The organism is Piscinibacter gummiphilus, assembly GCF_002116905.1.
GTDB classification, from domain to species: Bacteria; Pseudomonadota; Gammaproteobacteria; order Burkholderiales; family Burkholderiaceae_C; genus Rhizobacter; species Rhizobacter gummiphilus.
On the sequence record NZ_CP015118.1, the window covers coordinates 2,990,288 to 3,009,640 of the forward strand.

General features: G+C 69.5%; 16 protein-coding genes. 8 read left to right on the plus strand and 8 right to left on the minus strand.

Annotated features, from left to right (window positions below; translation table 11 throughout):
- Positions 1-91: 91 nt before the first annotated feature.
- The 3 genes from A4W93_RS13390 to A4W93_RS13400 all read right to left on the minus strand — a co-directional run bounded on the left by A4W93_RS13390 (position 92) and on the right by A4W93_RS13400 (position 4,967).
- Complete coding sequence (locus tag A4W93_RS13390) at positions 92-1,777, minus strand: alanine racemase (RefSeq protein ID WP_085751077.1); 1,686 nt, start codon at positions 1,775-1,777, stop codon at positions 92-94.
- A gap of 47 nt (positions 1,778-1,824) precedes the next feature.
- Complete coding sequence (locus A4W93_RS13395; protein WP_085751078.1) at positions 1,825-3,777, minus strand: hypothetical protein; 1,953 nt, start codon at positions 3,775-3,777, stop codon at positions 1,825-1,827.
- Between the two features lie 122 nt (positions 3,778-3,899).
- Positions 3,900-4,967 (minus strand): GlxA family transcriptional regulator, encoded by a 1,068-nt coding sequence (locus A4W93_RS13400; protein WP_237357778.1) that lies wholly within the window; start codon positions 4,965-4,967, stop codon positions 3,900-3,902.
- A 122-nt stretch (positions 4,968-5,089) separates the two neighbouring features.
- Between A4W93_RS13400 and A4W93_RS13405 the strand changes: the two genes are divergently transcribed.
- The 8 genes from A4W93_RS13405 (at position 5,090) to A4W93_RS13440 (ending at position 13,167) form a co-directional block, all read left to right on the plus strand.
- Complete coding sequence (locus tag A4W93_RS13405) at positions 5,090-5,887, plus strand: amino acid ABC transporter ATP-binding protein (RefSeq protein ID WP_085751080.1); 798 nt, start codon at positions 5,090-5,092, stop codon at positions 5,885-5,887.
- Positions 5,884-6,537 (plus strand): amino acid ABC transporter permease, encoded by a 654-nt coding sequence (locus A4W93_RS13410; protein WP_237357779.1) that lies wholly within the window; start codon positions 5,884-5,886, stop codon positions 6,535-6,537. The genes A4W93_RS13405 and A4W93_RS13410 overlap by 4 nt, the downstream gene beginning before the upstream one ends.
- Positions 6,534-7,220 carry an amino acid ABC transporter permease gene (locus A4W93_RS13415; protein ID WP_085751082.1) on the plus strand — a complete coding sequence of 229 codons (687 nt, stop codon included), beginning with the start codon at positions 6,534-6,536 and terminating at the stop codon, positions 7,218-7,220. The genes A4W93_RS13410 and A4W93_RS13415 overlap by 4 nt, the downstream gene beginning before the upstream one ends.
- Positions 7,217-8,620 carry an amidase gene (locus A4W93_RS13420; protein WP_085751083.1) on the plus strand — a complete coding sequence of 468 codons (1,404 nt, stop codon included), beginning with the start codon at positions 7,217-7,219 and terminating at the stop codon, positions 8,618-8,620. Before A4W93_RS13415 ends, A4W93_RS13420 begins: the two co-directional genes overlap by 4 nt.
- 20 nt (positions 8,621-8,640) lie before the next feature.
- Positions 8,641-9,603 carry an ornithine cyclodeaminase family protein gene (locus tag A4W93_RS13425; RefSeq protein ID WP_085751084.1) on the plus strand — a complete coding sequence of 321 codons (963 nt, stop codon included), beginning with the start codon at positions 8,641-8,643 and terminating at the stop codon, positions 9,601-9,603.
- The gene (locus A4W93_RS13430) at positions 9,600-10,811 is read left to right on the plus strand and encodes an FAD-dependent oxidoreductase (protein WP_085751085.1); all 1,212 of its coding nucleotides are present in this window, start codon (positions 9,600-9,602) and stop codon (positions 10,809-10,811) included. Before A4W93_RS13425 ends, A4W93_RS13430 begins: the two co-directional genes overlap by 4 nt.
- 232 nt (positions 10,812-11,043) lie before the next feature.
- Positions 11,044-11,925: an ABC transporter substrate-binding protein gene (locus tag A4W93_RS13435; protein ID WP_085751086.1), complete on the plus strand. Its 882-nt coding sequence runs from the start codon at positions 11,044-11,046 to the stop codon at positions 11,923-11,925.
- Positions 11,926-11,970: 45 nt separating this feature from the next.
- Positions 11,971-13,167 carry a PA0069 family radical SAM protein gene (locus A4W93_RS13440; RefSeq protein WP_085751087.1) on the plus strand — a complete coding sequence of 399 codons (1,197 nt, stop codon included), beginning with the start codon at positions 11,971-11,973 and terminating at the stop codon, positions 13,165-13,167.
- Positions 13,168-13,170: 3 nt separating this feature from the next.
- Here the strand turns inward: A4W93_RS13440 and A4W93_RS13445 are convergent, their stop codons facing one another.
- The 5 genes from A4W93_RS13445 to A4W93_RS13465 form a co-directional block, all read right to left on the minus strand.
- Positions 13,171-14,832: a response regulator gene (locus tag A4W93_RS13445; protein WP_169726537.1), complete on the minus strand. Its 1,662-nt coding sequence runs from the start codon at positions 14,830-14,832 to the stop codon at positions 13,171-13,173.
- A gap of 157 nt (positions 14,833-14,989) precedes the next feature.
- Positions 14,990-16,129 carry a molecular chaperone DnaJ gene (gene dnaJ / locus A4W93_RS13450; protein WP_085751089.1) on the minus strand — a complete coding sequence of 380 codons (1,140 nt, stop codon included), beginning with the start codon at positions 16,127-16,129 and terminating at the stop codon, positions 14,990-14,992.
- Between the two features lie 99 nt (positions 16,130-16,228).
- Positions 16,229-18,172: a molecular chaperone DnaK gene (gene dnaK / locus A4W93_RS13455; RefSeq protein WP_085751090.1), complete on the minus strand. Its 1,944-nt coding sequence runs from the start codon at positions 18,170-18,172 to the stop codon at positions 16,229-16,231.
- Positions 18,173-18,280: 108 nt separating this feature from the next.
- Entirely contained in the window at positions 18,281-18,778 is a 498-nt protein-coding gene (gene grpE, locus A4W93_RS13460; protein ID WP_237357780.1) for a nucleotide exchange factor GrpE, read from the minus strand.
- A 155-nt stretch (positions 18,779-18,933) separates the two neighbouring features.
- A complete protein-coding gene (locus A4W93_RS13465; RefSeq protein ID WP_085751092.1) occupies positions 18,934-19,353 on the minus strand; it encodes an RNA-binding S4 domain-containing protein in 420 nt (139 codons plus the stop codon).

A 19,353-nucleotide genomic window follows, 5' to 3' on the forward strand; every position in this document is an offset into this window, starting at 1 on the left:
CGCTTCGCCCCGCGCGACAGGGCTTCGTTTCCCCCGACGAAACAGGCCCGCGGCGCATCGCGCGCGGGCCTGCGTGGACCGTCCGCCGGGATCAGACCGATGCGGTCGCGGTGGCCTCGGCCCGCTTCGCACGGCCGGCCTTCGACCACGGCGACGGGTCCACCACCGCCTCGGCCGCGGGCGACGGGAACGGGTCCGTCTCCACGTGGCTGATGGCCACCCGGTCGCTCGCGATCTTGGTCTGGATGTACGACGCACCGACGCCGAACTGGGCGGCGAACTGGCCGGTGGTCATCTTGTCGTCGATGAGCACGACCTCCAGGCCTTCCTTCAGCTGGTCCTCGGGGATGTCCGAGAGGTTGATCTCCGACATGTCCATCGAGAACTTGCCGGCGAAGGTGCACGGATGCAGCTTGCCGTCCGGTGTGCGCAGCCGGACCGTGGGCAGCTTGCCGTTCGACTCGTGGTTCCACTTGTCGCCCGGCGGCAGCATGTCGCGGTAGCCGACCGGGATCGTGCCGAGGATCTCGCCGCCGGGGCGCGTCGTGGTGTACGTGCCGTCGTAGCCCACCTTCTTGCCGGGCGGGTACTTCACGAACGGCCCGAGCTTCGACGTCACCGTGAGGGTCGGTTCGAGCGGGTTGGTGTCGTTCTCGAACGGAGCCTGCGCGTGGAAGGTGGCGCCCATGCGCACCATGTTCTTGTGGAGTTCCTTGCCCAGGAACACCGTGGACGATGCACCCAGCGACTCCTGGATGTCCGGATAGAACTTCTTCAGCTGCGCGCCGATCCGGTCGAAGTTCCCGAGCTGCTCGATCGTCTTGGCGCCGGGCTGGCGTTCCTTCGTGGCCGGGTCTTCGGTCCGCGGGTCGGCATCGCCGGCTTCGGCCAGGTGCGACATCATCAGCTGCGGGGCGATGTGGGTCAGCTCCTTGTTCCCGATCGCCTTCATCAGCTTGTCGACGTCATCGCCGCCGATGCCGGTGCGGCTCATGCCGGTGTCGAACTGGAGGATGCAGTCGAGGCCACCGGGTGGCAGCTTGCCCTCGGCCTTCAGGCCCGCGGCGATCTCGTTCCACTTGCGCACCTGCGCCAGACTGTTGAGCACCGGCGTGATGTCGTGGTCGAGCAGCCACTTGGGGTTGGCGTCCATGTCGAGTCCGCCCAGCACGTTGATGCTGACCTCGTCCGCCAGGTCCGGTCGGTCCTTCTTCAGCGCGGCGCGCAGCTTCACGGCTTCGCTGAGTTCGGCCACGAACATGTCGCGCACCCCCTCGGAGGCCAGCACCTTCGCGAGTGCGGCGGGGTTCTTGCCGTTCACGCCGTAGCCGTCGGCCTTGAGCACGGCGCCGCCACGTGCCGGCACCTGGCTCACACCGTCGCTGCCGACGAGCGCCAGGCCGCGGCGGATGTTGCGGCGCACCGCGCTCATGTTCACCACCGCGCGCGTGCGGGCCGTTTCCTGCACCATGGCGTCGACGTCGAGCGCGACGGGCTTCGCGTGGACCGGCGACGTCGGCGCGGTCTGGGTCTTCTTCACGGCGAACAGGCTGTTGAGGCCGCCGATCGCGCTGGTGGAGCGCACGGGCGAGCCGCCGATGCTCGATGGGCGGGATGCCGTCGACAGGCCGTCCATGCCCAGGGGGCGGGGCGAGGCGGCGGTGGCCTTGTGCTTGTCCTTGCCGAGCGTCGGCGGTCCTTCGAGGTTCGTGGTGTCGATGGCGGGCAGGCGCGACGAGGACGCGTGGGGCGTGGTGGGCGAGTTGAGCTTGGACATGGGTTCTCCTGGAATGCGGTCAGCAGTGGGTTGAGGCCGGCGGGCGGTCAGGCGGCGCGCCGGGTCGAGCCGTCGTCGGGTTCGATGACTTCGGTGGGCGTCGTCACCGTCTCGCCGACGAGCCGGGGATCGTGGTCGTCCAGTTCCTCGATCTGCAGCGACTCGGTGGACGAGAGGTCGCTCAGCTCGTGCTGCGACGCGCTGTCGGAGCCGAGGGCCGACTCGAGGTCGGACGGGGGCGGCGCCACCTTCGGCTGGGCCGAGAAGCCCTTCGCGAACGGCCAGTACTGAATGCCGTTGATGAGGCCGATCATCAGCGCCGTGACCATCAGCACCTGCATGTCGGACTTGCCGTCCATCTTGGCCGCGATGATGGGCACGAAACTCTGGGCTTCGGAGATGATCGCGGTGCGCACCGACTGCGGGCCGAGCAGGCCGTTGACGAAGTGGCGCTGCTTGAAGTCGACCTGCAGGCCCACCTCCGGCGCGTGGCCGGCGCGGATCGCGCGGTTGCCTTCGTTGGCCAGGTCTTCCGCCATCTCGCCGGCCGTGTTGAGGCCGGCGCGGATCGTCGCGGCCTTGGCCAGGTCGCCCAGGCCGACGCCGTTGCGTGCCGCACGGGCGCCCGAGTTCGGCGCCGCCAGAAGCATGAGCATCGGCACGATGAACTGGTCGATCCCGTAGAACACGCTCATGAACATGAAGTGGGTCTTGTCCTCCGCCGGGTCCCTGGCCGCCGGCAGGCGCAGCCAGGATTGCACGCCCACGTCGCGTGCGTGTGTGTACGCGGTCATCGCCGCATGCGTGGCCGTGGTGGTGTGCGACAGGCCGAGCGCGTCCTCGGCGAAGAAGGCGGCCAGCGCGGTGGCGACGGACACGCCGCGGCCGATCAGCGCGTTGCGCAGGTCCTCCTTGGACGCGCCGCCATCCATCACGTCGCGGTAGGCCCCGACCATGTGCGTCAGCGTGGCGTAGCCCGGGCCCGTCAGTGCGCTGAGGCCCCGGCGCACGTCCACCGACACCCCTTGCCGCTCGAGCGCGAGTTCGATGCCGTACGCGAGGAACTCGCGGCCGAAGGTGGTGACCCCGACCGAGGCCAGGTTGCGCAGGAAGACGTTGCCGGTGGTCGCGAGCCACTGGGCCGTCTTGGTGTCGAAGTCCCGGTTGTTCATCACCTTCGCGAGGAACTCCGGCGTCGCCTTGATCGCCTCGGTGAGCTTCGCGACCAGGGACTCCACTTCTTCGGCGGGGAAATGGCCGCGCACGGACGCGTCGCTGTCGGCCCCGGACACCGAGGTGTCGTCCGTCGTCCGCGTCACCGTCGAGTCGGTGTCGACCTCCTCGATGCGCGTGTCGCCGCCGAGCGGCACCGGCGGGGGAGCGCCGCGCATCTGGTCGATCACATCGAAGAAGCGCTGCAGGGCCGCCTGGTCCATCGGGCCGCTGGCGCGCTGCAAGGCGGTGGAGGCGCCCTCGCCGCCGCCGAGCGCGGCCGTCATCGTGCGGTCCAGCGCCTGCATCGCGTCGGTGACGATGCGCTCGCCGTCGGGAACCCGGGCCTGCGCGAAGAGCCGCAGCAGCCGCTGCTGGGCAGGCGCCTGGGCGCCCATCAGCCTCGACACGTTGCTCTCGAAGTACGCCTGCACGGCGGCCGGCTCGAGCGAGCCGATCTCCCTCATCGCGAGCTGGTGGATCTGCTGGGCCAGCTCGGCGGCGGCCCGTTCCGTCTGCACCTTGGTGAGCGCGGCGTTGGTGCGGCGGCGTGTGGTCGCGACGGCGTTCGTGGAGGAGGTGGCGGCCGTCGAGGTGGCGGCCTCGGTGCCGGTGACCGACGGACGGCGGTTCGGCAGGGCCTGCGTGCCCTGGAACCGCACGAGCGCGTTGTTGCCGGACGGCCGCGTGGTGGTGCCGCTCGACGACGACGGGTCAGTCGGTGGCGGCAGCGTGGTCTGGGTGGTGATGGGCGGGGTGCCCGGACGGGAGACGGTGGGAGGGGGCATGAGCGGACCTCGTGGGTGTCATGTGACGATCGAATGACACACAGTCTGGCCATCCGGATCCCCCCGGATGCATCAGCGCGCGAAGTGGCATCGCGCGGAACGAAGCCATGGCGCGCGGTGGCTCAGACCGCCGGGGTGGCCCCGCTCAAGGCCTTGCGCAGGCGTCCGGGCGCCATGCCGTACAGCTGCTGGAAGTGCCGGATGAAGTGCGAGGCGTCGGAGAAGCCGCTCTCGCCGGCGATGGTCACCACGGGCAGGTCCGTGGTGGTGAGCAGGTAGCGCGCGTACTTCAGGCGCGAGTTGCGGTAGTACTCCGACGGGCTCGCGCCCGTCTCGGCGAGGAACACGCGCTCGAGCTGGCGGCTGCTCGACTTCACGAGTTTGGCGATGACCGCGATCTCGAGCGGCGTCGTGATGTTCTTTTCCATCAGCACGATGGCCTGGCGCAGCTTGTCGTGGTCGCTCGTCTCGTAGCCGAAGGCGTGGCCGCGTGCCATGTGCGAGGCGGTGCGTTCGGCGGTGACGGTCATCTGGTGGACGACCTTGGCGGCGCGGTCGGCGCCGCAGTGCACGCGCACCAGCTCGGCCGCCAGCTCCACGATCGAGATGCCGCCCGCGCAGGTGATGCGGTTGGAGCCGATGGCGTAGTGGGACCGCGTTTCGAAGGCGAGGGCGGGGTGCAGCGACTCCCAGTCGTCGACGTGGAACGGGTGGATGCAGGGGGCGTGGCCGTTGAGCAGGTCGAAGCGCGCGAGCACGAAGCTGCCGGTGCAGATGCCGATCAGCGGCACCTGCGCACGCGCCACCTCGCGCAGGAAGTTGACGAGGGAGGGGTCGACGCTGGCGATCTGGGGCAGCAGGCCACCGATCACGGCGACGTAGTCGTAGTCGAGCGGCGCCGACAGCGGGGTGTCGACCGGCACGCGCACGCCGCAGCTCGCGGTGACCGACTCGCCCGGCTTGCCGAGGATGGCCCACGAGCAGCGGTTCTGGCGGCTCTGGTCGCCGAGGTCGGCCGCGTGACGCAGCCCGTCGCACAGACCGGCGAGCGACAGCAGCGGGAACCCGGGCCACAGCAGGATGCCGATGCGCAGCTCGGCCTGCGAGGCGGGCTTTCGGCCGGGGCGGGGCGTGGGGCGCGACTGGTCGAGCCGGTCGATGGTCAGGCGCGGGTCATCGGCGAGCAGCATGTCGGTGGGTATTTTCCCGGGATGTCGCATATGTTCAATGTCGCCGCACCGCCCTGCCATCGGGTCCGCGCAAAGCTTCCTACGATCGCGTTGTCAACTTCTGCATTTGGCGACGGGATTTTATGAACGACATACTGCTGACGGTCAAGGGCCTGAAAAAGAGTTACGGCGCGGTCGAGGTGTTGAAGGACATCTCCTTCGACCTGCGGCGCGGCGAGACACTCTCGCTGATCGGGCCCAGCGGTTCCGGCAAGTCCACCTGCCTGCGCTGCGTGAACTACCTCGAGAAACCCTCGGGCGGCGAGATCGTCCTCGAAGGCGAACACATCGGGCGCGTGCGCACCGGCGACGGGCGCGAGCGCACCATGACCGACCGCGAGCTGGCACCACAACGCAGCGAGATCGGCATGGTGTTCCAGCTCTTCTACCTGTGGCCGCACCTCACGGTGCGCGACAACGTGGCGCTGGCGTCGATCAAGTCGGGCCGCCTGTCGAAAGCGGAGGCCTACGAACTCGCCGAGGCGATGCTCGAGAAGGTGCACCTGCGCCACAAGGCCCACGAGTACCCCGAACGGCTTTCCGGCGGGCAGCAGCAGCGCGTGGCCATCGCCCGCGCGCTCGCGCAGCAGCCCAAGCTGATCCTGTTCGACGAGCCCACCTCGGCGCTGGACCCCGAGCTGGTGGGCGAGGTGCTGGGCGTGATCCGCGAACTGGCGGAGGAGGGGCGTTCGATGATCCTCGTGACGCACGAGATCCGCTTCGCCCGCGACGTGGGCGACCGCGTGATCTTCATGGACGGCGGGGTGATCGTCGAGCAGGGCCCGGCGGCCGACGTGATCAACCATCCGGCGAAGGAGCGCACGCGGGCCTTCCTCGGGCAGGTGGGGCACGGCGCCTCGTCCATCGTGCGGGCCGCATGACGATGGACGCCTTCCCCTCCATCATCACCGCGCTGCTGGGCGGCGCGGTCACCGCGGCCCAGGTCGCGCTGGGCGCGGCGCTGATCGCCTTCGGCCTCGGCCTGGCGCTCGCGCTGCTCAACGTGTTCACGTCGGTGGGGCTGGTGCGCTTCGCCATCGGCGCCTACATCGAGTGGATGCGCAACGTGCCGGCGCTCGCCCACCTCTTCCTGCTGTACTTCGGCCTGGCCTCCGTGGGCGTGCGCTTCTCGCCGAAGGCGGCGGCGATCATCGGCCTCGGCCTGGTGGGCGCGGCCGTGCTGTGCGACGTGTTCTCCGCGGGCATCCGGGCGCTGCACGCGGGCCAGCGCGAGGCGGCGCTGGCCGTGGGCCTCACGCCCATGCAGGCGTTGCGCTGCGTGGTGCTGCCGCAGATGCTGCGGCTGACGCTGCCGTCGATCGGCAACTACGCGAGCCAGCTGATCAAGGACACCTCGATCGCCTCGGCCATCGCCGCGCCGGAGATCATGTTCTACGCGCGCAGCCTCGTGACGTCGACGTTCCAGACCCCGCTGATCTACGCGAGTGCGATCGCGCTGTACGCGAGCATCGTCTTCCCGGTCAGCTGGATGTTCAACCGCATGGAGCGCCGACTGGGGGTGGGGCGATGAACGACTTCTTCCAGGTCTACCGCGAGCACCTGCCCGAGTGGTGGCCGCGCCTGATGGACGCGGCGCGTGTCACCGCGGAGATCTCCTCGCTCGGGTTCGTGCTGGCCCTCGTGCTTGCCGCCGGCCTCGTCGCGATGGCCCGGTCGCGGTTCGGGGCGCTGCAGATGGCGGCCAAGTCCGTCGTCGAGTTCCTGCGCGCAGTGCCGCTGCTCGCGCTGCTGCTCGCGCTGTACTTCGGGCTGCCGGCCTTCGGGCTCACGCTGTCGGGCTACTGGGCGGGCGTGCTGGGCCTCGGGCTGCAGGGCGCCGCCTACGTGGCCGAGGTGTTCCGCAGCGGGCTCGATTCCGTCCACCGGGGACAGCGCGAGGCAGGCCTCGCCGCCGGCATGTCCCCGTTCCAGGTCTTCACCGCGGTCGTGCTGCCCCAGGCCCTGCGCGTGATGCTGCCGCCGCTCGTCAACTGCTATGTGTCCCTCCTGAAGGACAGCTCGCTCTGCGCGCTGATCGCGACGGACGAGCTGATGCTCGCGGCACGGGCGATGTCGAGCGAGTACTTCCTGCCCCTGCACATCTTCGTGCTGGTCGGGCTGATCTATTTTGCAATCGCGTTCCCGCTGTCGATGTTCTCCCGCCTGCTGGGGCGGAAGCTGTCGCGCGGCCGGCGCGCCCTGGGGACCACATGACCACCATCGAACGTTTCGCGCATGCCTCGCTCGAGGACACCGCCGCCGCGATCAGCGACGGCCAGCTCACCAGCGAGGGCCTGGTCGAGTTCCAGCTCGCCCGCGCGGCGCGGCTCGAGCCGCGGCTGAAGGCGTTCGTCGAGGTGTACGCCGACGAGGCGCGCCAGGTGGCGCGCGCGCTGGACGGCATGCTGCGCGCCGGCGTGCGCCTCGGGCCGCTGCACGGCGTGACCATCGCCATCAAGGACCTGTTCGAGATCGAGGGCCACACGCTCGGCGCCGGCTCGCGCGCACTGCCGGCCAAGGTGTCGAACCTCAGCGCCACGGTGGTCGACCGCCTGCGCGCGGCCGGGGCGGTCATCCTCGGCAAGACGCAGACCGTCGAGTTCGCCTTCGGCGGCTGGGGAACGAACGCGGTGATGGGCACGCCCTGGAACCCGTGGGACCTGCAGACGCACCGCGTGCCCGGCGGGTCGAGCAGTGGTTCGTCGGTGGCCGTGGCCGCGGGCCTGTGCACGGCGGCGCTCGGCACCGACACCGGCGGTTCGGTGCGCATCCCCGCGGGCCTGTGCGGCCTGGTGGGTCTGAAGACCACGCACGGCCTCGTGAGCCGGCACGGGCTCGTGGAGCTGTGCCCCACGCACGACACCGTGGGCCCCATCACGCGCAGCGTGCGCGATGCCGCGCTGATGCTCGACGTGATCGCAGGCCCCGACCCGCGCGACCCGGCCAGCGCCCAGGCCCCGGTGCGGCGCGTGCTGGGCGGCATCGAACACGACGTCGCCGGCACCCGCGTGTGGGTGATGCCCGCCTCGGAGCGCCACGCCATCGAGTCCGACGTGCTGGCCCTGTACGACCGCGCGCTGGAGACCCTGTCGGGCCTCGGCATGCAGCTCGTCGAGCGGCCGCTGCCGCAGTCGCTCACCGAGTCGATGCGCATCGCCGGCAAGCTGATGAGCGCGGAGGGGTACGCGAACCTCGGCGAGCTGTTCGAGCAGGACCTCGTGTTCGACCCGCACGTGCAGCGCCGCATCCTCGCGGGACGCGACATCGATGCGGCGCAGTACATCGAGCTGCTCAAGATGCGCGAGAAGGCGCACGTCGCGATGCTCGACGCGATGGAGGGCATCGACGTCTGCGTGATGCCCACGAACGCCATCACCGCCATTCCGGTGAGCGAGGTCGACGAGCAGTCGACGCCGCTCTCGCGCTTCGGCCGTTTCGTGAACCTGCTCGACCTGTGCTCCGTCGCGGTGCAGGCGGGCCAGTCCGGACTCGGCCTGCCCGTTTCGGTGCAGTTCATCGGCCGCCCCCTGGCCGAGCCGCTCATCCTGCGCATCGCCCACGCCTTCGAGAAGGCCACGCCCTGGCACAAGGCCGTGCCTTCGGGCCTCGGCTGACTTCCTTCATCCCCATCGCCATGACCATGCTCCACATCTCCGACGCCCAAGTGGCCGAACTGCTCGACTTCCGCGGCGTGACCGAGGTCCTCGCGCAGGCCTTCCAGGACCTGGCCGACGGCCGGGCCGCGGTGCACCCGCGCCAGCGCACCGACTGCTCCGGCGTCAAGCTGAGTTCGATGGGCGCCATCTGGAACGCCCGCAACGTCGCCGGCCTCAAGGTCTATCCGACCGTGGCGGGCCAGTTCAGCTTCTCGATCGTGCTGTTCGACCTCGAGACCAACACCCCCCTGGCCGTGCTCGACGGCAACGAGCTGACCCGCTTCCGCACGGCCGCCATCACCACGCTGGTGGCGTCGCGCGCGGCCGCGCCGGGCGCGCGCAAGCTCGCGCTGTTCGGCGCGGGGCTGCAGGGGCGGTCCCAGGCGCAGTCGTTGTGCGAACGGTTCCGCTTCGACGACATCTGCGTGGTGGACCCGCTCGCGAACCCCGCGTGGTGCAAGCGCCTGGAGCAGGCGACCGGCTCGCGCGTGCGGATCACCGCGGCCGAGGAGGCCGTGGTGGACGCCGACATCGTGGTGACGGCCACGCGGTCGGCCGAGCCCGTGTTCGACGGCAACCTGCTCGCGCCCTGTGCGTTCGTCGCCGCCATCGGCACCAGCACGCCGAAGGTGCGCGAGCTGGACGACACCACGATGTCGCGTGCGGAGCGCATCATCGTGGAGTGGAAGCCGCAGAGCCTCGTGGAGGCCGGCGAGATCGTGTTGTGGAACGAGCGGCACCAGGCCGGCCGGTACGTGGACCTGCCGCAGCTGTTCGGCGGCGAGTCGCCGTGGCGCCTCGAACGCCGCGGCATCACGGTGTTCAAGTCGGTGGGCGTGGGCCTGGCCGACGTGGCCACGGCGCAGCTCGTGCTGTCGCGCGTGCGCGAGGGCTGGCTGCTGACGGACCATGCCGACACCTCGATGGGCGCGCTGACGTGAAGGTCGTCATCGTCGGCGCCGGGCTGGTGGGCTGCGCGAGTGCCTACCAGCTCGCGCGCGCCGGGTTCGACGTCGAACTCGTCGACGCGGCGGCCGAGCCCGGCCTGCTCACGAGCTTCGCCAACGGGGCCCAGCTGAGCTACAGCTATGCCGAGCCGTTCGCGTCGCCCGGCACCTTGAAATCGCTTCCCGGCATGCTGCTGTCGGCCGACTCGCCGGTGAAGTTCCGCCTGCGCGCCGACTGGCGGCAGTGGGCATGGGGCCTGCGATTCCTCGCGGCGTGCCGCCCGGGCAAGGCGCGGCGCGGCACCGCCACGCTGATCCAGCTCGCGCGGCTCAGCCGCCGCGTGCTCGAGGGCTGGATGCACGACGAGTGCTGGTCGGTCGGGTTCAAGCAGAACGGCAAGCTCGTGCTGTGTCCCGACGAGGCGACCCTCGCACGGCAGCGCGCGCTGGTCGCGTTCCAGGCGACGCTGGGCTGCCGGCAGGAGGTGCTGTCGGCCGCCGAGTGCCGTGAGCGCGAACCCGCCCTGGGCGGTGCGCTCGACGGGATCGCCGGGGGCATCTGGACGGCCGACGAATGCATCGCCGATCCGCACCTGCTGTGCCGCGAACTCGTCGCGTCGATGCGCAAGCTCGGCGGGCGCACGTGGTTCAACACGGAGGTGACCGGGTTCGTGCGCGAAGGCCGCCGGATCGTCGCGGCGCGTTCGTCGACGGGCGACCTCACGGCCGATGCCTTCGTGCTCGCCGCCGGACCGCACGTGGCCGCGCTCGCGTCCGGCGCGGGCTTCCACCTGCCGGTCTACCCCGTGAAGGGCTACAGCATCACGGTGCCGTTCCGCGGCCGCGAGCGGCCGGCGGCGAGCGTCACGCACCTCGGCCGCAAGACGGTGTTCGCGCCGCTCGGCAACCAGCTGCGCGTGGCCGCGATGGCGGAGATCACCGGCTACGAGCGCGACGTGCCGGCCTCGCGTGTCGCGGCCATGATTGACAGCGTCGAGGCGGTCTACCCCGGCCTGTGCGACACGGCGTCGCCGCGCCCGTGGGCCGGGTTGAGGCCCGCGACCCCCGATTCGGTGCCGCTCATCGGGCGCCTGAAGTCGACGAACGTGTTCGTCAATGCGGGGCAGGGCGCGCTCGGGCTCACGCTGGCCGCGGGCAGCGCGGCGAAACTCTCCGAGGCGATGTGCGAGTTCGCCGGGTGACGATCCGTTAACACCTTTATCTTCGACGAGGCCCCGCCGCGCATGCGCCGGGGCCTTTTTCTTTATGCGCGCGGCGGGCACAGTGCGCGCACCGAATCGAGGCCTTCGGGGTTTCCCGCGCTGTCGCAAACGTGCAATTCCAGCGTCAGGGCCTGCAATTCACAGGGGGCCCGCGTCCCTATATTTCGCTCCACGTTCCGGTCTTCGGACGGCCCATTCACCAGGAGTTCCCATGCTCAACCGACACATCCGAATCGCCGCGTGGCTCGCCGCGCTGGCCAGCCTCTTCGCGGCCCAGACCCCCGTGCTCGCCCAATCGGTCGAGACCATCGAGAAGGGCGCGCTGACCATCGCCTTCACCGGCGACATGCCCGGCACCGGCTACCAGGACGGCAAGATGGTCGGCTACGACGGCGAGATCCTGCAGCGCATCAGCGAGGCCGCACAGCTCAAGGTGAAGCCCGCCCTGATGGAGTGGTCGGGCACCATCGCCTCGGTGCAGTCGAAGCGGGTGGACGTGATGGCCGGCACGATGGGCTGGACCGAACAGCGCTCGAAGATCATGACGCTGAGCGATCCCATCCACTACTTCAAGAACGGCATCACCCAGCTCGACAAGAACAACTGGAGCAGCCTGAAGGACCTCGAAGGGAAGAAGGTCGGCACCATCACCGGCTTCTCGTTCATTCCCGAGATGCGCAAGATCAAGGGCCTGCAGGTCGCCCTGTACGACACCTCGGACGCCGCGGTGCGCGACCTGCTGGCCGGCCGCATCGACGCGGTGATCGGCGACCCGCCGGTGATGCAGTACGCCATCTCGCGCAACCCGCAGTGGAAGCTCAAGTTCAACGCCTTCACCGACAACTCGCCCGAGTTCCCGCTGCTGACCGGCCTGGGCCAGGTGGTGTTCGGCCTGAACAAGGACAACCCGGAGCTGGTCAAGGCCGTGAACGCCGAGATCGCGAAGCTGTGGCAGACGTGCGAGATGCGCAAGATCGGCAAGACCTACGGCCTGGTGCAGGACGTGTGGTTCGTGCCGGCCGGGCAGAACAGCCGCGCCGGCGTCGACCGGCCGGCGGGCTGGTCACTGCCGTCCTGCAAGCCCACGGCCTGAACGTGATTCCGGCGCGTGCCGGAAAATACTGTATAAAATGACAGTATGCCCGCGCCATCCCTCACCCCTCCGCCTTCCGGCTACAGCCGGGAGCGCGAGCCTGCGGGCGATGGTCCGGACGACGAACCCGGCGCGGTGCCCGACCCCGGCTGGCTGCCGGTCGCCCCGCCGCTGAAGGGGCGGGGCACGGCCTGGTCCGTCGCGCACCGCTTCACGCGCGACACCCACGAGGCGTGTGACGACGGCTGGGGCACGCTCGACCAGCAGGCGACCGAGGAGACGCTGCCTCCGGACACCCGGGTGGTCGAGGAGCACGTCAAGTCCATCATCGCGGCCAACGACTCGCCCGACATCTCGTTCGACCTGTCCATCAACCCGTACCGGGGCTGCGAGCACGGCTGCATCTACTGCTTCGCGCGGCCCACGCACAGCTACCTCAACCTGTCTCCGGGCCTCGATTTCGAGACCCGCATCATCGCGAAGGTCAACGCCGCCGAACGCCTGCGCGAGGCGCTGATGCGCCCCAAACACGTCCCGAAGCCCATCAACATCGGCTCGGCCACCGATGCCTACCAGCCCGCCGAACGCCGGCTGCGCATCACCCGGTCGGTCATCGAGGTGCTGAGCGAGTTCAGGCATCCGTTCTCGGTGATCACGAAGTCCTCCGGCATCGAACGCGACCTCGACCTCATCGCCCCGATGGCGGCCGACGGCCTCGCGATGGCCTTCGTCTCGGTCACCACGCTCGACCCGGCGCTCGCCCGCATCCTCGAGCCGCGCGCGGCCTCGCCGGCGCGGCGCCTCAAGACCATCGAGGCCCTCGCGAAGGCCGGGGTGCCGGTGGGCATCAGCGTGTCGCCGCTGATCCCCTTCATCAACGAACCCGAGCTGGAACGGGTGCTGGAGGCGGGCGCGGCGGCCGGCGCCACCAGCGGCTTCTCGATCGTGCTGCGCCTGCCCTGGGAGGTGAACCCGTTGTTCCAGCGCTGGCTCGACGAACACTTCCCCGACCGCGCCGCGCGTGTGATGGCGCGCGTGCGCGAGATGCGCGGCGGCAAGGACTACGACGCCGCGTTCGGCCAGCGCATGCGCGGGCAGGGTGTGTGGGCCGACCTGATCACACAGCGCTTGCGCAAGGCGCTCGTGCGCTACGGGCTCGACGGGGGGCGGCAGGTGCTCGACACCGGCCGGTTCCAGCGGCCGGTGCGTGTGGCGAACCCGGCGCAGGGGTCGCTGTTCTGACGGTCAGCGGGCGGGTGAGGGCGTTGGTTGGGGCGCCCGCGCCGCCAGCGGATGGGCCGGCGTGTCGGACGCCTGTCCGAGCGGCGGCAGCCCGCCGCCGGTGGCCAGGGCGCGCTGCATCAGGTCGATCTCCTTCGACAGCGCCTCGGGCGTCTCGAGCCGCTCGCGGTGCCGCTGCAGGCTCATGCGGGCGAGGTCCACGAACTTGGTGTTGAGCGTGCGGCCCGCCTCGTGCACGAGGGCCAGGATGGCCTCCTGCTGGCGGCCCTCGAGGGCCAGCGTCACCGCACGTTCCGCCTGCGCGGCCACGGCCTGCTGGGCCTCCGTCACCAGGGCCGCGAATGGCGGATGGCTGGCGGCGGCCCCGGCCAGCAGGGCGGTGGAGGCGCGCGACGATGCGAAACGCGTGGCCAGCACCTCGAGCCACGCGGGCGTGCCGGCGGGCAGGGTGACGTCGGCGGCGGCGAGGGTTGCGCACACGGTCAGCAGGTTGCAGGCGGTCTCGAGGTCCAGCGTGGGGTCGAGCACGCGGCCTCCCCATGATTCGAGCCGCTCGACGAGTTCGCCTGCCTGCTTGTGGGCCGCGAGCCCGAGCAGGCCGGCGATGTCGGCGAGGCGCACCATGCGTGCGGAGTCGGCCTCCTTCGACGCGGTGTCCTGGAGCTGGTCGAGCGCCCGCTGCAGGCCCTTCGAATCGCGTTGCTCGAAACGCAGGCTGGCCAGCAGCACCAGCACCTGGGCATCGAACATGCGCGAGCCGGCACCCAGCACCGCGGCGCGTTCGAGGGGTTTCAGGGCATCGTCCTTCTGGCCCGCGTACCAGGCGAGCAGGCCGTGGCGCTGCAGCCGCCCGATCGACCCGCGTGTGAACTCGGCGGCCCGCCGGTAGGTCACGGCCGCGGCGGTCAGGTCACCCTGTTCGACCTGCAGGCGTCCCAGGATGTCGAGCGCGTCGGTGTAGTTCGGCTGGTCGGCCACCAGCGCCTCCAGGCTGCGTGCGGCGGCGGTGGGCTGGTTCGCGGCGATCTGCGCCCGGGCCACGCCCAGGCGGGCCCAGGGGATGGTGGCATTGCCCTCCAGCACCATCTCGTTGAGCTTGCGCGCGGCCTCGGGTTCGCCGATGCGCAACAGCAGTTCGGCCCCGAGCCGCGCCGCATAGGCGTGGAAGGGCCCTTGTTCCTTGAAGCGCTTCAGGCACAGCCGCGCGGCGGCGGCGAGGTCGCCCGCCTCGACGGGCGCGAAGATGTCCGCGAGCGCCTTCTTGCGCTTGCGCACCTGCGCCAGCCGTTCGCCGAGCGCGGCGGCGGTGTAGGGTTTGAGCAGGTAACTGTCGACGGCCGATTCGGCGGCGTCGACCACGGTGGTGGTGGAGGCGGTGCCCGTCACGATGACGAACACCGTGGACAGCGGCAGCAACTGCAGGCGGCGCAGGTCGTCGAGCAGGTTCTGGCCCGAATAGCCTTCGGCCTCGAAGTCCTGCTCGCACAGCACGATGTCGAACGGGCGCGACTCGAGCAGGCGCCGGGCATCGTGGATGCGGCTCGACTGCACGACCTGGCCCACGCCGAAGTCGCGCAATTGGGTCACGAGCATGCTGCGTGACGTGGGGTTCGCATCGATGACGAGTGCGGACGACTTCGCGATGTCGCGGTCGATCATCTGCATCTGAGGCTCCGGACTGAGGGAACGCGTACGGCTCCTGCGCCCCATATCGGCTCGGTGCACGGCCGACTTGAGCGCTGCCTTCGAGTGTCGCGCCGGAGGGCGGAAAGCACAACGGCGCCCGAAGGCGCCGTTGGCGTACCGCAGCGGGGCGCCGCGCTTACTTGAAGAGGTCCTTGACCCGGTGGGTCCAGCTCTTCGCGTTCGGCGAGTGCTTGTCCGACTTGCTCAGCGACTCGTCCAGCTCCTTGAGCAGCTTGCGCTGGTGCTCGGTGAGCTTGACGGGCGTCTCGACGGCGATGTGGCAGTACAGGTCGCCCGGGTAGCTCGAGCGGATGCCCTTGATGCCCTTGCCGCGCAGGCGGAAGGTCTTGCCGTGCTGCGTGCCCTCGGGCAGTTCGATCTCGGCCTTGCCGCCCAGCGTGGGCACCTCGAGGCTGCCGCCCAGGCACGCCGTGGTCAGGCCCACGGGCACCGTGCAGTGCAGGTCGTCGCCGTCGCGCTCGAAGATGTCGTGCTGCTTGATGCGGATCTCGATGTACAGGTCACCCGCCGGGCCGCCGTTGGTGCCCGGTTCGCCGTTGCCGGCCGAACGGATGCGCATGCCCTCGTTGATGCCGGCCGGGATCTTGACCTCGAGGGTCTTGTTCTTCTTGACCTTGCCTTGCCCGTGGCACGTGGTGCAGGGCTCGGGGATGATCTTGCCCGTGCCGCGGCAGTGCGGGCAGGTCTGCTGCACGCTGAAGAAGCCCTGGCGCATGTGGACGGTGCCGGAGCCGTTGCAGCTCGTGCAGGTCTTCGCGCTGGTGCCGGGCTTCGCGCCGGAGCCGTGGCAGGTCTCGCACTCGTCCCAGCTCGGGATGCGGATCTGGCTTTCCTTGCCCTTGGCGGCTTCCTCGAGCGTGATCTCCATCGCATAGCTGAGGTCGGCGCCACGGTACACCTGCTGGCCGCCGCCGCCACGGCGTCCACCGCCGAACACGTCGCCGAAGATGTCGCCGAAGGCTTCGGCGAAGCCGCCGAACCCTTCCGCCCCCGGGCCGCCCGGACGGAAACCCCCGGCGTTCGGGTCCACGCCCGCGTGACCGTACTGGTCGTACGCGGCGCGCTTGTCGCCGTCCGACAGCATCTCGTAGGCTTCCTTGACTTCCTTGAAGCTTTCCTCGGCCTTCTTCGCACCCTCGCCCTGGTTGCGGTCGGGGTGGTACTTCATGGCCAGCTTGCGATAGGCCTTCTTGATGTCGTCGTCGGTGGCGTTCTTCGCCAGCCCGAGGACTTCGTAGTAGTCACGCTTTGCCATGGTGTCTTGCAGTTCCTGAACAACGAAATCCCCCGCGGCCTGTTCGGCGCACGGGGGAGGCAGGGGGCCCGAAGGCCCCCGAGGGGCTGCCGTGCCGGATTACTTGGAGTCCTTGACTTCCTTGAACTCCGCGTCGACGACATTGTCGTCGGCCGGGGCCGACGACGGGCCGGCGCCCTGCGGGGCTTCGGCTGCGCCACCGGCGGCGGCCTGCGCGGCCTGGGCATCGGCGTACACCTTCTCGCCGAGCTTCTGGCTCGCCGTCATCAGGGCTTCGGTCTTCGCCTCGATGGCCGCCTTGTCGTCACCCTTGAGCGCTTCCTCGGTGTCCTTCAGGGCGGCCTCGATCTTTTCCTTCTCGCCGGCGTCGAGCTTGTCGCCGTGTTCACCCAGGCTCTTGCGCACGCTGTGGACCAGCGAGTCGGCCTGGTTGCGGGCCTGCACGAGTTCGAGCTTCTTCTTGTCCTCGGCCGCGTTGACTTCCGCGTCCTTGACCATCTGCTCGATCTCGGCTTCGCTCAGGCCGGAGTTGGCCTTGATCGTGATCTTGTTTTCCTTGCCCGTGCCCTTGTCCTTCGCGCCGACGTGCAGGATGCCGTTGGCGTCGATGTCGAAGCTCACCTCGATCTGCGGCGTGCCGCGCGGGGCCGGCGGGATGCCTTCGAGGTTGAACTCGCCGAGGCTCTTGTTGCCCGACGCCATCTCGCGCTCGCCCTGGTAGACCTTGATGGTCACGGCCGGCTGACCGTCTTCGGCGGTGGAGAACACCTGCGCGAACTTGGTCGGGATGGTCGTGTTCTTCTTGATCATCTTGGTCATCACGCCGCCCATCGTCTCGATGCCGAGCGACAGCGGGGTGACGTCGAGCAGCAGCACGTCGGTGCGTTCGCCGCCGAGCACCTGGCCCTGGATGGCCGCGCCCACGGCGACGGCTTCGTCCGGGTTGACGTCCTTGCGCGGCTCCTTGCCGAAGAACTCCTTGACCTTCTCCTGGACCTTGGGCATGCGGCTCATGCCACCGACGAGGATCACGTCGTCGATGTCGGCGGCCGAGATGCCGGCGTCCTTGATGGCCGTGCGGCACGGGGCGATGGTGCGCTCGATGAGCTCGTCCACCAGCGACTCGAGCTTCGCGCGGGTCAGCTTGATGTTCAGGTGCTTCGGACCGGAGGCGTCGGCCGTCACGTACGGCAGGTTGATGTCGGTCTGCGCGCTGTTCGACAGCTCGATCTTGGCCTTCTCGGCGGCTTCCTTCAGGCGCTGCAGGGCCAGCACGTCCTTGCTCAGGTCGACGCCCTGTTCCTTCTTGAACTCGGCGATGATGTAGTCGATCACGCGCTGGTCGAAGTCTTCGCCGCCCAGGAACGTGTCGCCGTTGGTGGACAGCACTTCGAATTGCTTCTCGCCGTCGACGTCGGCGATCTCGATGATGGACACGTCGAACGTGCCGCCGCCGAGGTCGTACACGGCGATCTTGCGGTCGCCCTTCTCGTTCTTGTCGAGGCCGAACGCCAGCGCCGCGGCGGTGGGTTCGTTGATGATGCGCTTGACGTCGAGGCCGGCGATGCGGCCCGCGTCCTTCGTGGCCTGGCGCTGGGCGTCGTTGAAGTACGCCGGCACCGTGATCACGGCTTCGGTCACGGCTTCCCCGAGGTAGTCCTCGGCGGTCTTCTTCATCTTGCGCAGCACTTCGGCGCTGACCTGCGGCGGGGCGAGCTTCTGGCCGCGCACTTCCACCCAGGCGTCGCCGTTGTCGGCGGCGGCGATGGTGTAGGGCATCAGGTCGATGTCCTTCTGCACTTCCTTCTCGGTGAACTTGCGGCCGATGAGGCGCTTCACCGCGTACAGCGTGTTCTTCGGGTTCGTGACGGCCTGGCGCTTGGCCGAGGCGCCGACGAGGATCTCGCCGTCTTCCTGGTACGCGATGATCGACGGCGTGGTGCGGGTACCTTCACTGTTCTCGATCACACGCGTGGTGTTGCCTTCCATGATCGCCACGCACGAGTTGGTGGTGCCGAGGTCGATGCCGATGATTTTTCCCATTTTTTCGCTCCTGCTAACTTTGAAATCTGATGAGTCCGAGGTGTGGATAACCCGGCTGTTTTCAAGGGGCCGTGCTTGTGGACGACCGCCTTTCCCTACGTTCTTGACTTACTTGGGTGCGGACACCGTGACCAGGGCCGGGCGCAGCACGCGGTCGGCGATCAGGTAGCCCTTCTGCAGCACGGTGACCACGGTGTTGGCGTCCTGCTCGGCGGGGACCACGCTGATGGCCTGGTGCTGGTGCGGATCGAACTTGGTGCCGGCGGGCGGGGCGATCTCGAGCACCTTGTTGCGTTCGAGCGCGGCCGACAGCTGGCGCAGCGTGGCGTGCACGCCTTCGAGCAGCTGCTCCGGCGTGGCGGCCTGGATCGCGATGGCGGCCTCGAGGCTGTCCTTCACGGGCAGCAGGCTGTCGGCGAACCCTTCGACCGCGAACTTGCGGGCCTTGGCGACCTCTTCCTCGGCGCGGCGGCGGATGTTTTCACCCTCGGCCTTGGCGCGCAGGTAGGCGTCGGACATTTCGGCCAGGCGGGTTTCCGCGTCGGGCACGGCCGACTCGACCGTCGCCTCGGGCGCGGGAGTGGCGCCAACGTCTTGATTTTCCATGGGATTTTCGGGATTCTGCATGTGGAGACCTCTACGACTCGTCCGCATCTGGGACCGGCCCGAGCGGTTTCAAGAGGGGAATGTGGGAATTTTTTCGGTGCCTTGCGGACCGGCCGGGAAGGGCGTATTCGCGCGCGCCACCCTCGAGGCAAACGCTATTCCTTGCTGGCGCTCCAGCGGTTCCAGTCCGCCAACTGGCGGCGGTCGCGTTTGGTGGGACGCCCCTGTTCGATGGACAGCGAGGGTTCCGGTGCCTCCCGCTGCCGCTGGGCCGCCTGTTCGCGCCGGACCACGCTCTCGGGCGTTTCCTCGTAGAGCGCCTGGGCGACGGGGGCGGGCCCGCGCTGGTGGCTCAGGCCCTTGACGACGATGGTGCGCACGACCGGGCCCTGCCGCACGTCGATGCGGTCGCCCAGGCGCACCTCGCGCGACGGCTTGGCATCCAGGTCGTTGACCTGGACCCGGCCCTTGCCGATCTCTTCCGTGGCCAGGCTGCGCGTCTTGTAGAAACGGGCGGCCCACAGCCACTTGTCGAGGCGGACGCCGGCGGAGGCCTTCGGGTCGGGGTGGCTCAT

Coding starts and splice junctions, on each gene's coding strand:
- A4W93_RS13390 (WP_085751077.1), bottom strand. CDS start 1,777: ATGTCCAAGCTCAACTCGCCCACCACGCCCCACGCGTCCTCGTCGCGC.
- A4W93_RS13395 (WP_085751078.1), bottom strand. CDS start 3,777: ATGCCCCCTCCCACCGTCTCCCGTCCGGGCACCCCGCCCATCACCACC.
- A4W93_RS13400 (WP_237357778.1), bottom strand. CDS start 4,967: ATGCTGCTCGCCGATGACCCGCGCCTGACCATCGACCGGCTCGACCAG.
- A4W93_RS13405 (WP_085751080.1), top strand. CDS start 5,090: ATGAACGACATACTGCTGACGGTCAAGGGCCTGAAAAAGAGTTACGGC.
- A4W93_RS13410 (WP_237357779.1), top strand. CDS start 5,884: ATGACGATGGACGCCTTCCCCTCCATCATCACCGCGCTGCTGGGCGGC.
- A4W93_RS13415 (WP_085751082.1), top strand. CDS start 6,534: ATGAACGACTTCTTCCAGGTCTACCGCGAGCACCTGCCCGAGTGGTGG.
- A4W93_RS13420 (WP_085751083.1), top strand. CDS start 7,217: ATGACCACCATCGAACGTTTCGCGCATGCCTCGCTCGAGGACACCGCC.
- A4W93_RS13425 (WP_085751084.1), top strand. CDS start 8,641: ATGACCATGCTCCACATCTCCGACGCCCAAGTGGCCGAACTGCTCGAC.
- A4W93_RS13435 (WP_085751086.1), top strand. CDS start 11,044: ATGCTCAACCGACACATCCGAATCGCCGCGTGGCTCGCCGCGCTGGCC.
- A4W93_RS13440 (WP_085751087.1), top strand. CDS start 11,971: ATGCCCGCGCCATCCCTCACCCCTCCGCCTTCCGGCTACAGCCGGGAG.
- A4W93_RS13445 (WP_169726537.1), bottom strand. CDS start 14,832: ATGCAGATGATCGACCGCGACATCGCGAAGTCGTCCGCACTCGTCATC.
- dnaJ (WP_085751089.1), bottom strand. CDS start 16,129: ATGGCAAAGCGTGACTACTACGAAGTCCTCGGGCTGGCGAAGAACGCC.
- dnaK (WP_085751090.1), bottom strand. CDS start 18,172: ATGGGAAAAATCATCGGCATCGACCTCGGCACCACCAACTCGTGCGTG.
- grpE (WP_237357780.1), bottom strand. CDS start 18,778: ATGGAAAATCAAGACGTTGGCGCCACTCCCGCGCCCGAGGCGACGGTC.
- A4W93_RS13465 (WP_085751092.1), bottom strand. CDS start 19,353: ATGAGCCACCCCGACCCGAAGGCCTCCGCCGGCGTCCGCCTCGACAAG.